13 protein-coding genes are annotated in these 13,573 nt (G+C 53.8%); 4 read left to right on the top strand and 9 right to left on the bottom strand.

What is annotated here, in order from left to right:
* Positions 1 to 23: 23 nt before the first annotated feature.
* The 5 genes from CYQ09_RS03015 to CYQ09_RS02995 all read right to left on the bottom strand — a co-directional run bounded on the left by CYQ09_RS03015 (position 24) and on the right by CYQ09_RS02995 (position 4,204).
* On the bottom strand, positions 24 to 557 hold the full coding sequence (locus CYQ09_RS03015; protein ID WP_106353629.1) for a NuoB/complex I 20 kDa subunit family protein: 534 nt from the start codon (positions 555 to 557) through the stop codon (positions 24 to 26).
* Between the two features lie 250 nt (positions 558 to 807).
* Entirely contained in the window at positions 808 to 1,173 is a 366-nt protein-coding gene (locus CYQ09_RS03010) for an NADH-quinone oxidoreductase subunit A (protein WP_106744556.1), read from the bottom strand.
* 109 nt (positions 1,174 to 1,282) lie between these two features.
* Positions 1,283 to 2,215 carry a hypothetical protein gene (locus CYQ09_RS03005; RefSeq protein WP_106743962.1) on the bottom strand — a complete coding sequence of 311 codons (933 nt, stop codon included), beginning with the start codon at positions 2,213 to 2,215 and terminating at the stop codon, positions 1,283 to 1,285.
* Positions 2,216 to 2,306: 91 nt separating this feature from the next.
* The gene (locus tag CYQ09_RS03000; RefSeq protein WP_106743961.1) at positions 2,307 to 3,503 is read right to left on the bottom strand and encodes a DegT/DnrJ/EryC1/StrS family aminotransferase; all 1,197 of its coding nucleotides are present in this window, start codon (positions 3,501 to 3,503) and stop codon (positions 2,307 to 2,309) included.
* A gap of 38 nt (positions 3,504 to 3,541) precedes the next feature.
* Positions 3,542 to 4,204, bottom strand: coding sequence for an HAD-IA family hydrolase (locus CYQ09_RS02995; protein ID WP_106744555.1), 663 nt, complete (start codon positions 4,202 to 4,204; stop codon positions 3,542 to 3,544).
* A gap of 128 nt (positions 4,205 to 4,332) precedes the next feature.
* On the opposite strand from CYQ09_RS02995, the gene glmU reads away from it, so the two are divergent.
* The 3 genes from glmU to CYQ09_RS02980 are packed head-to-tail and all read left to right on the top strand — an operon-like array spanning position 4,333 to position 8,185.
* Positions 4,333 to 5,676, top strand: coding sequence for a bifunctional UDP-N-acetylglucosamine diphosphorylase/glucosamine-1-phosphate N-acetyltransferase GlmU (gene glmU / locus CYQ09_RS02990; protein WP_106743960.1), 1,344 nt, complete (start codon positions 4,333 to 4,335; stop codon positions 5,674 to 5,676).
* 2 nt (positions 5,677 to 5,678) lie between these two features.
* The gene (gene glmS / locus CYQ09_RS02985) at positions 5,679 to 7,502 is read left to right on the top strand and encodes a glutamine--fructose-6-phosphate transaminase (isomerizing) (RefSeq protein ID WP_106743959.1); all 1,824 of its coding nucleotides are present in this window, start codon (positions 5,679 to 5,681) and stop codon (positions 7,500 to 7,502) included.
* Entirely contained in the window at positions 7,499 to 8,185 is a 687-nt protein-coding gene (locus tag CYQ09_RS02980) for a DNA alkylation repair protein (RefSeq protein ID WP_106743958.1), read from the top strand. The genes glmS and CYQ09_RS02980 overlap by 4 nt, the downstream gene beginning before the upstream one ends.
* Before the next feature lie 17 nt (positions 8,186 to 8,202).
* On the opposite strand, the gene CYQ09_RS02975 is transcribed toward CYQ09_RS02980, so the two are convergent.
* A complete protein-coding gene (locus tag CYQ09_RS02975) occupies positions 8,203 to 8,673 on the bottom strand; it encodes a hypothetical protein (RefSeq protein ID WP_239495839.1) in 471 nt (156 codons plus the stop codon).
* An 85-nt stretch (positions 8,674 to 8,758) separates the two neighbouring features.
* Between CYQ09_RS02975 and moaA the strand changes: the two genes are divergently transcribed.
* Positions 8,759 to 9,763, top strand: coding sequence for a GTP 3',8-cyclase MoaA (gene moaA, locus CYQ09_RS02970; RefSeq protein ID WP_106743957.1), 1,005 nt, complete (start codon positions 8,759 to 8,761; stop codon positions 9,761 to 9,763).
* Positions 9,764 to 9,795: 32 nt separating this feature from the next.
* On the opposite strand, the gene CYQ09_RS02965 is transcribed toward moaA, so the two are convergent.
* The 3 genes from CYQ09_RS02965 to argE form a co-directional block, all read right to left on the bottom strand.
* A complete protein-coding gene (locus CYQ09_RS02965) occupies positions 9,796 to 10,959 on the bottom strand; it encodes a M20 aminoacylase family protein (protein WP_106743956.1) in 1,164 nt (387 codons plus the stop codon).
* A gap of 61 nt (positions 10,960 to 11,020) precedes the next feature.
* Entirely contained in the window at positions 11,021 to 12,367 is a 1,347-nt protein-coding gene (locus CYQ09_RS02960; RefSeq protein WP_106743955.1) for an NAD(P)/FAD-dependent oxidoreductase, read from the bottom strand.
* On the bottom strand, positions 12,368 to 13,525 hold the full coding sequence (gene argE / locus CYQ09_RS02955) for an acetylornithine deacetylase (protein ID WP_106744553.1): 1,158 nt from the start codon (positions 13,523 to 13,525) through the stop codon (positions 12,368 to 12,370). It abuts the gene before it with no gap.
* Positions 13,526 to 13,573: the final 48 nt, after the last annotated feature.

Here is a 13,573-nt window from a genome sequence, read left to right as displayed (position 1 = left end):
TTTATTTCCTTTCAGCACGCGCCTTAGCGCACGATCGTCCCGGTCCGGCGAATTTTGCGTTGCAACTGCAAAATACCGTACAACAGTGCTTCGGCGGTTGGCGGGCAACCTGGCACATAGACATCAACAGGTACGATACGATCGCAACCGCGTACGACTGAATAGCTATAGTGGTAATAGCCGCCACCGTTCGCACATGACCCCATCGAAATCACGTAACGTGGTTCCGGCATCTGGTCATAAACCTTGCGCAGAGCAGGCGCCATTTTATTGGTCAGCGTACCAGCAACGATCATCAAGTCAGATTGACGTGGGGAAGCCCGCGGCGCAGTACCAAACCTTTCAAGGTCATAGCGCGGCATAGACGTATGCATCATTTCCACGGCGCAACATGCAAGACCAAAGGTCATCCAGTGCAGTGATCCGGTGCGCGCCCAATTAATCATATCTGCGGTGCTGGTCACAAGGAAACCCTTGTCCTGCAGTTCGCGATTAAGGGTCTGGGTGGCAGCTTCCTTGTCGGCGCCCGCATCGTTCGGGCCGGTGGCGATCCCCATAAGTGCGTCTTTCCTTATCAGTTACCATGCAGACCAAGGGCCTACCTTTTGCAAGTTAGGAACTACGCTTGGTCCCCCCCAAGGTCAAGACAGCACGGCCGCATACAGTCTATCAATAAAATCAGTTTTCAACGAATAGTGCTGAATTTAACCGATAATACGCGTCGCGGCAAAGAACGTTGCACATTATTACAAAAAATGCCGATCACAATTGCAACCGGCATTCAAAAAATCCAACGGAAAAGTTAGATCATTCCCACTCAAGCGCGCCTTTTTTCCACTCATAGGCAAAGCCTGCGGTCAAAACGCCTAAGAACACCATCATTGACCAAAAACCGACCATGCTGATGTCCTTGAATGCGACAGCCCACGGAAACAGGAACGCGACTTCGAGATCAAAGATAATGAACAAGATCGACACGAGGTAAAACCGAACATCGAATTTCATCCGCGCATCATCAAATGCGTTGAATCCACATTCATAAGCCGACACTTTTTCAGGGTCAGGGTTACGCACCGCAACGATCGCCGCCGCAAGAATCAGGATCAATCCCAACGCGACCGCCAGCCCAAGAAAAATCATGATCGGCAGATATTCAGAAAGCATTTCCTGCATAGCGGGTCCTTTTTGGCACGGCATGCGCATCTGCATACCTAAATATAGCTTCCTGCTGCATACCCCTGCCCCCAAGAAGGGTCAATAAGATCACGAGGCAAAGGCAGGCTTAATCCAATAAAGGCTGTCGTGGGGATAAAACCATGCTGGCAATCGAAAGGAGCGATACCGCATGCGACAGACCATTCGCGCAACTTGGACCGCCCTGCAACAGTTCGGCGACTTCAACCAAGTTATCTGTTTGCTGGTCCATCAGCCAAAAAACCGCGTGCATACCAAGCGTAAAATCACCGGGTATTTCGGTAATTTCGACCTGACATCCCCCTTCTTTGGCGACAAATTTATATGACGTCACGGTCACAGCGCCGTCAGCAAGCACCAGCATAACTTCGTGGTTTGCCGCGTCGGACCTTAGCACCTTTGCGTCAAGCTTCACGACCATTGGCTGCGTGGGGTCATCGGGATCTAAGTCATGCTGCGACACCACCGCCACATCAAAAAAACCCTTATCGTCCGCGCTACCCGTCATGACGCGGCCACGTCGCGTATCCGGGCGCAAACCAAATTGGCGGCTGGCGACAAACGTCGCAAAAGGAACGTCTAGATGTGTCTTTAGACGAAGGTGAACAGCCGGGCCAACGTAGACAATTGCTTCGATCAAGAATTGCGCAACAAGCATGACCACGATCACCAGAAGCATCCCCAAACAAATCAGCAACAGCAATGCCGCATCGCGATACGGCATCGGCGCAAAGCTCGCAAAAACACTCAGCAAAGGCACAACAGCCATGAAACCGCTGATCGAAACAGACAGGCTTAGGGCCTCAAGTGGAACGTTGGGAAACAAAACGACATGTGCGACAATTACTGCGCTCACGATCAAGAGTATGTTAACGGCCCGCTGCAACGGTAACGTCGTCGGATCCAAAACACCGACAAGCAAAAGAACCAAACCAGCCAAAATCACAGACGTAAAGATCACACGCCGTAGCCGCGCAATGCGATACAATGCTTGTTCAAATGTAGGCCAACTAAAAGGCATTCAGCTCCCCTTTTGGGTCCGATTAGTGCGCAATTCAGTCAGAAGTACGACAGAATTTCGACCTTATGTATCGGACGGCGGAACTGTGCCCCTAAACCTGAGCTTGAAACACCGCGCTCACCTCTGCGCGGATAATACGTGCGATCAGCGCGCAATCTTCGATGCTAAAAGTCAGTGGTAACCGCATATCAACGATACCTGCCAATACGCGATCTGTTTGCGGCATCGGCGTGCTTGGCGCGTATTGCCAACTGTCGTAGCGCGACGTGAACCCTTTGGGTTCTGCGCCGCCAAACCACTTTAATTCCACGCCGCGGCGCGCGCAGCGTAGGATGACATCGTTCACGGCATCGCTTGCCCAATCCAGCAAAAGAAACTGAAACGACGATGCAACAAAATTTTCCCCTTCGGGGCGATCAATCAGCCTTAACCCCGGCACAGCGCGCAGCCCGCTTTCGACCTCGCGGTAGCGCGCATTCCATTTGTCGGCTTGTTCAGTCAGACACCTGAGCTGAGGACGCAAAACAGCCGCGCGCAGGTTATCCATACGCCCCGATATATTCGGCGTTTCATATTTGATTTGGGCAAACACTTTGGGTTCGGGCGCGGCGCGGTGCCTGTCAAAAAGCATATAACTGCCCGACAACATGATTGCGCGCGCCATTCCTTCGGCATCGTTGGAAATCAGCAGCCCACCTTCACCGGAATTTATGTGCTTATAGGTTTGCGTCGAGTAGCACCCAAAACGCCCCCATCGACCGCTTGGCACACCATTCCACGAAGCACCCATCGTATGCGCGCAATCCTCGATCACAGTCACACCGGCCGCGTCACACAATGCCATCAGGCGTTCCATATCGCAGATGTGCCCCCGCATATGGCTTAGAAGCAGTACGTTGGCTTGGTCGAGCTTTGCAACCAAATCATCCAAGTCGATCACAAGCGCATCTGTTACACCAACGAATACGGGCACTCCGCCGACCGCAGCGATGGCACCGGGCACAGGGGCAAGAGTAAACGCATTGGTTAAAACCCGGTCGCCCTGCCCGACACCACATGCCCGCAAAGCAGTCGTCATTGCATAGCCACCCGACGCCACCGCAAGACAATATTTTGCGCCCACAGTGTCTGCGAATTCTTCCTCGAGCAAAGCAACTTCGGCCACTTCGCCGTCCACCGTGTTGTATCGATGCAACCGTCCGTGCTGCATAACTACGTTCGCTGCCGCAATCCCTTCGGCGGGGATTGGTTCTTGCTGGGTGAAGCTACCTGTAAAAATCTCATTCATTGCGGAACTTTGTGCACCAAATTTACCACCGTCAATAGTTACCCGATCAACTTTGCGACGACACCAACCAATTCATCAAAGTGATCAATCGTTGCTTCAGGTTCTAATGCACGTATATCATCCCGCCCCGGCCCAAACGTCACGAGCACAGACGGCACCCCAGCATTGCGGGATGTATCACGGTCAGTTGCAGTATCGCCAACCAACAACGACTGGAGCGGATCCCCACCCGCGCGACGCACCGCCTCAAAGTGATGCTCTGGGTCTGGCTTGCGAACGGGCAACGTGTCTGCCCCAACAAGCGATGCGAATGCATCACGCACGCCAAGACTTTGCATCAAGGTTTCAGCAATATCTTCGGGTTTATTCGTGGCAATGCCAACAGCATAGCCCAATGATTTAAGCTGTTCGACAGCTTCCATCGCGCCGGGATACAACACCGTATGGCTGTTGATGTCTTGCGCATAAGCATCCAACAAAATCGGGTATTGGCGATCGACCTCATCCTGATCAAAACCTTCAACCCGCGAAAAGCCCAGCGTCAACATCGCGCGCCCACCACGTAATGCGGTGCCAGCATCATGTTCGACATTCAACAGATCACCTAAACCCAGCCCACGAAAACAGCTATTCGCGGCTGCGATCAGGTCACCGCTCGTATCCGCAAGTGTTCCATCGAGGTCAAAGATAACGGTGCGCATATGATGGCCCTTTTTGAATTCAGTCGGCACCATCTGTAACGCCATGTAAACTGATGTGAAGCCCTTGCCCCTTGTGATAATGAAAAACCCAAGTAGAAGACGGACCAAATAGATAGGTTGAGGCAGTAATGACGACCGCATTAATTATTCTTGCCGCCGGTATGGGCACCCGCATGAACTCTGACATGCCAAAGGTGCTGCACCAGATCGCTGGCGCGCCCATGCTTGTGCACGCCATGAAGGCGGGTGCCGCACTCAATCCCGATCACACTGTTGTGGTCGCCGGGCATGGCGCAGCCGAGGTCGAAAAGGCTGCGAAAGCTTATGATCCAGAAGCGACAATCGCATTGCAATCTGAACAGCTTGGTACTGCGCATGCCGTCGCTCAAGCCCGCGAGGCTTTAGCTGGTTTCGACGGCGACGCGATTGTTCTTTACGGCGACACCCCATTTATCAGCCCTGAAACGCTTGCTGCAATGACAGCGGCGCGGCTAACCCATGATGTGGTTGTTTTAGGATTTGAGGCAGCCGTAACTGAACGTTATGGACGATTGATTACCAAAGACGATCAATTAGATCGGATCGTGGAATTCAAAGATGCAACAGACGAAGAACGATCCGTAACTCTCTGCAATAGCGGCGTTATTACGGCCAACTCAAAAACTCTTTTTGATCTAATCGACGCCGTCGAAAACGACAACGCCGCCGAAGAGTTCTATTTAACCGACATCGTTGGGATTGCACGTGCACGCGGCCTATCTGCGACCGTTGTGCGCTGCGACGAATCCGAAACACTTGGTATCAACTCTCGGGCAGAGTTGGCGCGGGCAGAAGCATTGTATCAGTCTCGTGCGCGTGCGAATGCACAAGATGACGGCGTCACGCTATCCGCGCCAGAGACCGTGTTCTTTGCCCATGATACCTATATTGGACGCGATACGGTCATCGAACCCAACGTCGTTTTCGGGCCGGGTGTGACCGTGGAAACGGGCGCAACGATCCGCGCGTTCTCACATTTAGAAGGCTGCCATGTTTCGCGCGGCGCGATCGTAGGACCCTATGCCCGCCTACGCCCCGGCGCGGAACTGGCCGAAGACGTAAAGGTCGGGAACTTCGTCGAAATCAAGAATGCGCAAGTTCACGAAGGGGCCAAAGTTAACCACTTGTCTTATATCGGTGACGCAACCATTGGCGCACGCGCGAATATCGGCGCGGGTACCATCACATGTAACTACGATGGTTTCTTTAAGCATAAGACAACCATCGGGCCTGATGCCTTTATAGGATCAAATACAATGCTGGTTGCCCCCGTCGAAGTCGGCGCAGAAGCAATGACAGGCTCTGGTTCGATCATCACGCGTGACGTGCCTGCTGGCGATTTGGCCCTCGCCCGTGCACGCCAAGAAAACAAAGCTGGCCTCGCTGTACGTCTGTTCGACAGATTGCGCGCGCTGAAAGCAAAAGGAAAATAATCATGTGTGGTATTGTAGGCGTACTGGGAAATCACGAGGCCGCGCCAATCTTAGTCGAGGCATTAAAGCGGCTCGAGTATCGCGGTTACGATAGCGCAGGCATCGCAACTGTGAATGACCTACGGCTGGACCGCCGTCGCGCAGTCGGAAAGCTGGTGAACCTCTCAGATTTGCTTGTTCATGAACCGCTCGCAGGCAAAGCCGGGATCGGGCATACACGTTGGGCAACACATGGCGTCCCGAATGTTGGTAACGCTCACCCCCACCGCGCTGGCGGCGTTGCGGTTGTGCACAACGGTATTGTCGAAAATTTCCGCGAACTCCGCGAGTTTCTTGCCACCGAAGGCATCGGCTTCGAAACCGACACCGATACTGAAACCGTCGCCCTTCTCGCCCAATACTACCGCGACCAAGGGTTATCGCCTGTGGATGCCGCGGCGCAAACGATTGCCCGGCTCGAAGGTGCATATGCGCTTTGTTTCTTATTTGATGGCGAAGATGATCTGCTCATAGCAGCGCGCAAAGGCTCCCCCCTCGCAATCGGTTACGGCGATGGAGAAATGTTCGTTGGGTCCGACGCCATTGCACTTGCCCCAATGACAGATCGGATCAGCTACCTAGAGGAAGGTGACTGGGCTGTCATCACCCGCACTTCAATCGAAATCCGCGACCGCGCAGGCAACATTGCAAATCGCGCGATTAAGACGATCCAAATCGACACCGCGCAGGTCGACAAAAGCGGTTACAAACACTTTATGGCCAAAGAAATCGCCGAGCAGCCAACAGTGCTGCAAGGCGCTCTCGCCCATTATATCAACGCTGACGCAACCGCAGTGACCCTGCCCGAACCGGGCTTGGATTTCACACAAGTCGAACGCATGACGATGGTTGCCTGCGGCACAGCATTCTACGCCTGTTTGGTTGCGAAATACTGGTTTGAACAAATCGCGGGCATTCCAGTAGAGGTCGATGTCGCGTCAGAATTCCGCTACCGTGAACCTCCCGTCACACCGGGTACCGTCGCGCTATTCGTCAGCCAATCAGGTGAAACCGCTGATACCTTGGCTGCCCTGCGCTATATGGAAGGCAAGGCCGCGAAAATCGTATCTGTCGTGAATGTCCCCGAAAGTTCAATCGCACGCGAAAGCAACCTTTCTTTGCCAATCTTAGCAGGTACTGAAATCGGCGTTGCATCGACTAAAGCATTCACATGCCAACTGACAACACTGGCAATCCTTGCCTTGAACGCCGCACATGCGCGTGGCCGAATGACTGATGCCGAACTCTCTGAAAAGCTGGGTAACCTGCGCAGTATGCCGGGTATTTTAAACCTTGCACTTGGTATCGAAGACCGAACAAAAATTGTAGCAGCCGAGCTGTCCGAAGCACGCGACATCCTCTTTCTGGGACGCGGCGCGATGTATCCCCTCGCCCACGAAGGCGCATTAAAACTAAAAGAAATCAGCTACATACATGCCGAAGCCTACGCATCTGGCGAATTAAAACATGGGCCAATCGCGCTAGTTGACCAGCATGTGCCCGTGATTGTCATGGCACCGCGCGACGCGCTGTTCGACAAGACAATCTCGAACATGCAAGAAGTCATGGCGCGCGGCGGCAAGGTTCTTTTAATCACCGATCAGAAAGGCGCATCAGAGGCTGGAGAAGGTGTTTGGGACACAATCATCATGCCCGAAATTGATCCATTCCTTGCGCCGATCCTTTATGCGGTTCCCGCGCAGTTATTGGCCTATCATACCGCCATCGCAAAGGGTACAGATGTGGATCAACCACGTAACCTAGCCAAATCGGTGACTGTAGAATGACCACAAAACGCGAAGCCTTGGACGCATTACGCGCAGCAGGCGATCCAGCCAAAGCCGCAGAAATGCACCGGTACCACAAGGTCGACCGCCCCTATCTTGGTCTGGCCAATCCGGTGATCGACGAAATGGTCAAAGAATGGCGCGCCGAAGACGACCTTGACGCGCGTCTTACGCTGGCCCGTGGCCTATGGAAAAGCAATGTCCACGAAGCACGCATCGCTGCCGCTAAGTTGCTTGTCCAGGCACGTATTCGCCCCGACGACAGCGAAGCATGGGCTTTGATCGCGTCGTGGGTTCCTGATCTCGACGATGAGGCCATCGCAGATCAAGTCAGCACCGCAGGACAAAAACGTCTTGTCGCTGACCCAACCCGTCTGGATCAGGTCGCAGAATGGGCTGTGTCCAATCACATGTGGACACGTCGCGCAGCACTCACCATGACGCTACCGTGGACAAAGAAAAACAACCCAAAGCCGACTGATCTTGCGGTACGTGATCGTGTCATGGGATGGGCGGCAGGCTATATCACCGACCAAGACCGTCAAATCCAAAAAGCGTTGGGTCTTTGGCTACGCGAGCTATCCAAACATGATGCTGATCGCGTTCAAATGTTCTTGACCCGCCACGGTGCTGACATGAAGCCATCTACAGTCAAAACCGCCCAGCGTAATTTGCCGGCGTAGGGTGGATTTTAATCCACCTATTGTTTGAACACTTCCAACTCTGGCAAGCTCGTCAGCGGCGCTTCGATTAATCGCATCGCGGCAAGGCTGATTTGGCTGCCAGAACCGGGCGCGCCCCCTGATGGTCGCAATTCAACGTTCACCGAAGTCCCGTTGTAAACGACCCGCCCTCTACTCAGTTCGTCAATCAGCGGTGTTTTCAACCAAATCCCAGGGTCTGTAGGCGACCCAAGCGATGCAATTGAAACACCTAACCTTGTCTCTGCAGTTGTGACCTGCGTCACCGCCGCAGCGCGATCATCTTCCGTTGTAGTATCAAATTGCGCAACCGTTGTGGCATTCGCTGGCGGCGGCGGCGCAGGTGTCTCGTCCAAAGTAGGTGTTGGCGCGGCCACGTCGGATGTATTCCCTGGGGCGAAAACACCCTGAAACGAAGGTGTCGTACAGCCAGTCAAGGCAACAAGCGGGAGGATCAGTTTTGCATTCATAGACCAAACCTAATCAGCACCTTGGCAGGTTACAACACCACTCAGCGCGCTTGCGCTCATCAACGCGCATCCCTACGTTACTTGCATGAGCCAGCCCTTGATCGACCCATTCGCCCGCGCCATCGAATACCTTCGCGTATCGGTAACCGATCGTTGCGATTTCCGCTGCGTCTATTGCATGTCAGAAAACATGACCTTTCTACCAAAGAAAGAACTGCTGACGCTCGAAGAGCTCGACCGAATGTGTTCCGCCTTTATTCGACTGGGCGTCAAAAAGCTGCGCATCACGGGTGGTGAACCCTTGGTCCGCCGCGACATCATGACGTTTTTCCGCAGCATGTCCCGGCATTTGGATAGCGGCGCGCTAAAGGAACTGACCGTCACCACAAACGGTAGCCAACTGGAACGCTTTGCAAACGACCTATACGCTGCAGGGGTTCGCCGGATTAACGTGTCTTTGGATACGCTGGATGAACAAAAATTCGCCGACATCACGCGCTGGGGCCGCCTGCCCCAAGTGATCCGCGGCATTGACGCCGCTCAGAAGGCTGGCCTGCGCGTCAAGATCAATACTGTCGCGCTGAAAGGGTTTAACGAAGATGAATTATTCACACTGACGGATTGGTGTGCGTCACGTGACATGGACTTGACCTTCATTGAGGTCATGCCAATGGGCGACATCGGCAACGAAGATCGCTTTGGCCAATACTGGTCACTCAAAGATCTGCGTACGCAGCTTGCGTCTCGGTCGGAGCTGACCGATTTGACTGAAAAAACCGGCGGGCCGGCACGTTATATTCGCATGGAAAACACAGGCCAAAAGATCGGCTTTATCACGCCCCTGTCGCATAACTTTTGCGAAAGCTGCAACCGCGTGCGGGTCACCTGCACAGGTGAGATTTATACCTGCCTAGGGCAAGAAGGGCATTCAGACCTTCGCGGCCCACTTCGTGCCTCAGAAGCAGATGCCGAACTTGATGACGCCATTCGCGCGGCAATCGCACTAAAGCCCAAAGGCCACGATTTCGACTATTCTCGGCAAAAGGTCGACGGGCAGGTTAGCCGCCATATGTCACACACAGGCGGCTAATCCGTAGGGTGGGTTTCAACCCACCGCTTTTCTTACGCAGCAGGCATCCGTTTTTCAACGATTTCAGCCCACCAGCTACAGCCGGCTGGAATCGCATCGTCGTTGAAATTGTAATGCGGGTTGTGCACGTCAGCAGAATCACCGTTCCCAACTAGAATATACGCGCCCGGACGTTCTTCGAGCATGAATGCGAAATCTTCGCCGCCCATGACAAGTGGCGCGTCATCGCAATCGCCTGACACGGATTTCGCCACATCTGCTGCAAATTCGGTCTGTTCTTCGTGGTTTACCATGCATGGGTAGCCGCGATAGTATGTGACTTCGGCAGTCGCGCCGAACGTCGCAGCGGTCCCTTCACAAATGGCTTTAAGACGGGTTTCAGCCTGATCGCGCATCCCTTTTGACATCGTACGCACCGTGCCCTTCAGCTGCACGCGCTGCGCGATGACGTTGAATGCTTTGGATGACGATTCGATTGACGTGACTGAGACAACAACCTGATCAACCGGGTCAGCGTTACGGCTGGCGATTGTTTGCAGTGCCGTCACAACATGTGCCGCTACGACAACAGAATCGACCGTCTGATGCGGCTTTGCTGCGTGTCCACCCAACCCTTCGATAGTGATGTCGAACTGGTCTGTCGCCGCGAAAAACGCGCCGGGACGAATGGCAAATGATCCGACTTCGTGGCCCGGCCAGTTGTGCATTCCATAGACCTCTTGGATATTCCAGCGGTCCATCATACCGTCTTCGCACATCTCGCGGCCGCCACCGCCACCTTCTTCGGCAGGTTGGAAAATCACGACAACGGTCCCGTCAAAGTTCCGCGTCTCTGCCAGATATTTAGCCGCCCCCAGCAACATCGCAGTATGGCCATCATGACCACAAGCGTGCATTGCGCCATCTGTCTTGGATTTGTACTCAAGCCCGGTTTGTTCGTGAATAGGCAGCGCATCCATATCGGCACGTAGACCAACGACTTTACCGGATTTATCAGACTTACCTTTGATGATTCCGACAACGCCCGTGCGCCCAATCCCGGTTACGATTTCATCGCAACCAAATTCCTTTAGCTTGTCTGCGACAATCGCTGATGTCCGGTGTGTCTCGAACAGAATTTCGGGGTTTTCGTGCAAGTCTCGTCGCCATGCGGTGATTTCTGGCAGCAGCTCTGCGAAACGGTTTTTGACGGGCATTTGGGTCTCTCCAGTAGGTAAGGCGTGATCGTGTCGTGTTTGTGCACAGGTCACAGGTGGGTCAAAGGTTAGGACCAAGCGTCAGCTTGGATCCATCGTGAAAACGAGACAGCCGGAAACGGCTGATATCATGGTTTAGAGTGTCACCAGTCACAAGCTGGGCAACCAAGCGACCAAAGCCGGGACCGATGCCAAATCCATGACCACACATCCCCGTCGCAATCGTTAGACCCGGCATATTGGCAACGGTGTCTACAACGGGAACAACGTCAGGCATCGTGTCGATCATCCCAGCCCAAGCTGTTGTAATTTCGACTTTACCTAGCTGAGGGTAGGTATCGGCGAACGACTGGGCCATGCTCGCGACTTTTTTCATGTTCGGCGCAGGGTCCAACACGCGCATTTTCTCAAACGGGCTAATGTCATCTGCGTCCCAGCGGCGTGACGTACCCCATGCATCTGGATAATCTCGGGGCGGCACTGGTTTTAGCCGCGTACCCAGCGGGTCTTGCATTAACTGCGCGGCAAAGCTGCCCACGGCCCGAAACGCGTCAGGTCCCACATAAAGTTCATGAAACCCCGACGCAGCCAAGGTGTATCCGCCGTCTTGTCGTCTGCGAAATGCAAGTCGGTCATCGACAGCGGCACCATCGTGGACGTTTTCAACAGGCGCGGTCGCTGCGACAGTCGCACGCACGGATAGCTGTGGGATTTTGACACCGTGACGACGCAAAAACAGTGACGACCAAGCCCCGCCAGCAACCACAACAGATGACGCATTAATCGTACCTGATTCTGTGATGACACCTGACACGCGTCCTGCTTTGGTTTCGATCATGCGCGCGGCGCAACTTTCCACAATTGTCACGCCATCGCGGGCAGCGGCGCGGGCCAACGCTGGCACAGCAACCCAAGGTTCCGCACGCATATCGCCCGGCGTCCACAATGCCCCGGCCCAAGTGGTGGCTGATCCTTTAAATTGTGCGGCCGTTTCTTTCGCGCTCATTAACACGGTATCGAGCCCGTGATTATGTGCGATTGGCAACCAATCCTCGTATCGGGCAAGACTTTTTTCGTTTGCCGCAAGATAGGTGACACCACTTTGGCGCAATCCAATGTCTTCACCGATTTCATCTGCCATCTGACGCCACATCGTGGCTGCTTCTTGCATGATTGGGACTTCTGCCGCGTCCCTGCCCTGCGCACGAATCCACCCCCAATTTCGCGAGGATTGCTCTGCGGCGATGCGGCCTTTTTCCAATAGCACGACATTCACACCGCGCTTAGCGAGTTCCCACGCAGACATAACGCCAATAATTCCGCCGCCGATAACGACGACATCTGTGTCTGAGGGGGGAGGTCCGGGGTACGAGATCGGGTCGTCAATAGAAATTGGAAACGGCTTCATTTAGCTAAGTCTTTCGATGAGCGCGGCCATGAACGCCTCGCCCTGCTGGAATTGTTCGATGCTGATGTATTCATTTGGCTGGTGGGCCTGTGCAATATTTCCCGGTCCACAAACCACAGCCGAATATCCACGTGCCTGAAAATGCCCAGCTTCTGTGCCATAACTGACGACATCGCTATCATTTGCACCCGTTAACTGACGCGCAACTGCTTCTGCACTGCCGTCCGCTTCGGGTGCTAAGCCCGGAAGAACAAAGAACTGTTCCGCAGTGATTCCCGCATCTGGATGGATCTTTTTCATTTCGGCTTGTAAATCAGCGACCTTTTGCAAGAACCGCGCGCGCCAAAGTGTAATACTTTCACCCGGCACAACGCGGAACGTCACATCAAAAGTGCAGTCCTTTGCGGTAATGTTGTGCGCTGTACCACCATTAATCATCCCGACATGTAGTGTCGTATAAGGTGGCACAAAATCAGCATTAATACTTATGACGGGCGTAGCAGCATTTTCTGCGTTTACCTGATTCGCCCAATCGATCAGTTTCGCGGCCATCATGATCGCACTGACACCCGTATGTAGCAGCGATGAATGCACTTCGAACCCATGGAAATGCATATGATATCCGATGCCGCCCTTATGGCCGGTAACGACCTTCATCATTGATGGTTCGCCAACGATAACGGTATCCGCGCGCGGCATTCCATTGCTGATCATATGCTCAATCATGGGGGGAGCGCCGGTGCAGCCAATTTCTTCGTCATAGCTAAGTGCGATTTGCAGTGGGCGTTTGAGTTCTTTCTGGCTGGCAAGGGTCACAGCCCATAGGGCCAATGCATCAAATCCTTTCATGTCGCATGTGCCACGACCGTAAAGGTTGCCGTGACGTTCCGTCACTGTGAATGGGTCACTGTCCCAATTCTGTCCTTCGACAGGGACCACATCGGTGTGTCCTGATAGGACGATTCCTCCATCGACCTGCGGTCCGACGTGGGCATAAATTGCCGCTTTGGTTCCATCAGCGTTTGGCACGCGATGCGAATCCACGCCGATGCTTGATAAATATCCTTCAACAAATTCAATAAGTTCTAGGTTACTGTCCGAGCTTACCGTCGGAAAAGAAACCAAACGTTCCATAAGGGCGCGCGCGCTGAGCGTCATACGTTTTCCTTCTTTTGCTACAATTGCCGCCACTTCGATGAGCATCTG

Source organism: Yoonia maritima (genome assembly GCF_002933395.1).
GTDB lineage: Bacteria > Pseudomonadota > Alphaproteobacteria > Rhodobacterales > Rhodobacteraceae > Yoonia > Yoonia maritima_A.
Note: the sequence above shows the minus strand (reverse complement) of the source record. Positions and strands in the feature narration are given on the sequence as shown.

Coding starts and splice junctions, on each gene's coding strand:
- CYQ09_RS03005 (WP_106743962.1), bottom strand. CDS start 2,215: ATGCCTTTTAGTTGGCCTACATTTGAACAAGCATTGTATCGCATTGCG.
- CYQ09_RS03010 (WP_106744556.1), bottom strand. CDS start 1,173: ATGCAGGAAATGCTTTCTGAATATCTGCCGATCATGATTTTTCTTGGG.
- CYQ09_RS02995 (WP_106744555.1), bottom strand. CDS start 4,204: ATGCGCACCGTTATCTTTGACCTCGATGGAACACTTGCGGATACGAGC.
- glmU (WP_106743960.1), top strand. CDS start 4,333: ATGACGACCGCATTAATTATTCTTGCCGCCGGTATGGGCACCCGCATG.
- CYQ09_RS02975 (WP_239495839.1), bottom strand. CDS start 8,673: ATGAATGCAAAACTGATCCTCCCGCTTGTTGCCTTGACTGGCTGTACG.
- CYQ09_RS02965 (WP_106743956.1), bottom strand. CDS start 10,959: ATGCCCGTCAAAAACCGTTTCGCAGAGCTGCTGCCAGAAATCACCGCA.
- CYQ09_RS02960 (WP_106743955.1), bottom strand. CDS start 12,367: ATGAAGCCGTTTCCAATTTCTATTGACGACCCGATCTCGTACCCCGGA.
- CYQ09_RS02980 (WP_106743958.1), top strand. CDS start 7,499: ATGACCACAAAACGCGAAGCCTTGGACGCATTACGCGCAGCAGGCGAT.
- CYQ09_RS03015 (WP_106353629.1), bottom strand. CDS start 557: ATGGGGATCGCCACCGGCCCGAACGATGCGGGCGCCGACAAGGAAGCT.
- argE (WP_106744553.1), bottom strand. CDS start 13,525: ATGACGCTCAGCGCGCGCGCCCTTATGGAACGTTTGGTTTCTTTTCCG.
- moaA (WP_106743957.1), top strand. CDS start 8,759: ATGAGCCAGCCCTTGATCGACCCATTCGCCCGCGCCATCGAATACCTT.
- CYQ09_RS03000 (WP_106743961.1), bottom strand. CDS start 3,503: ATGAATGAGATTTTTACAGGTAGCTTCACCCAGCAAGAACCAATCCCC.
- glmS (WP_106743959.1), top strand. CDS start 5,679: ATGTGTGGTATTGTAGGCGTACTGGGAAATCACGAGGCCGCGCCAATC.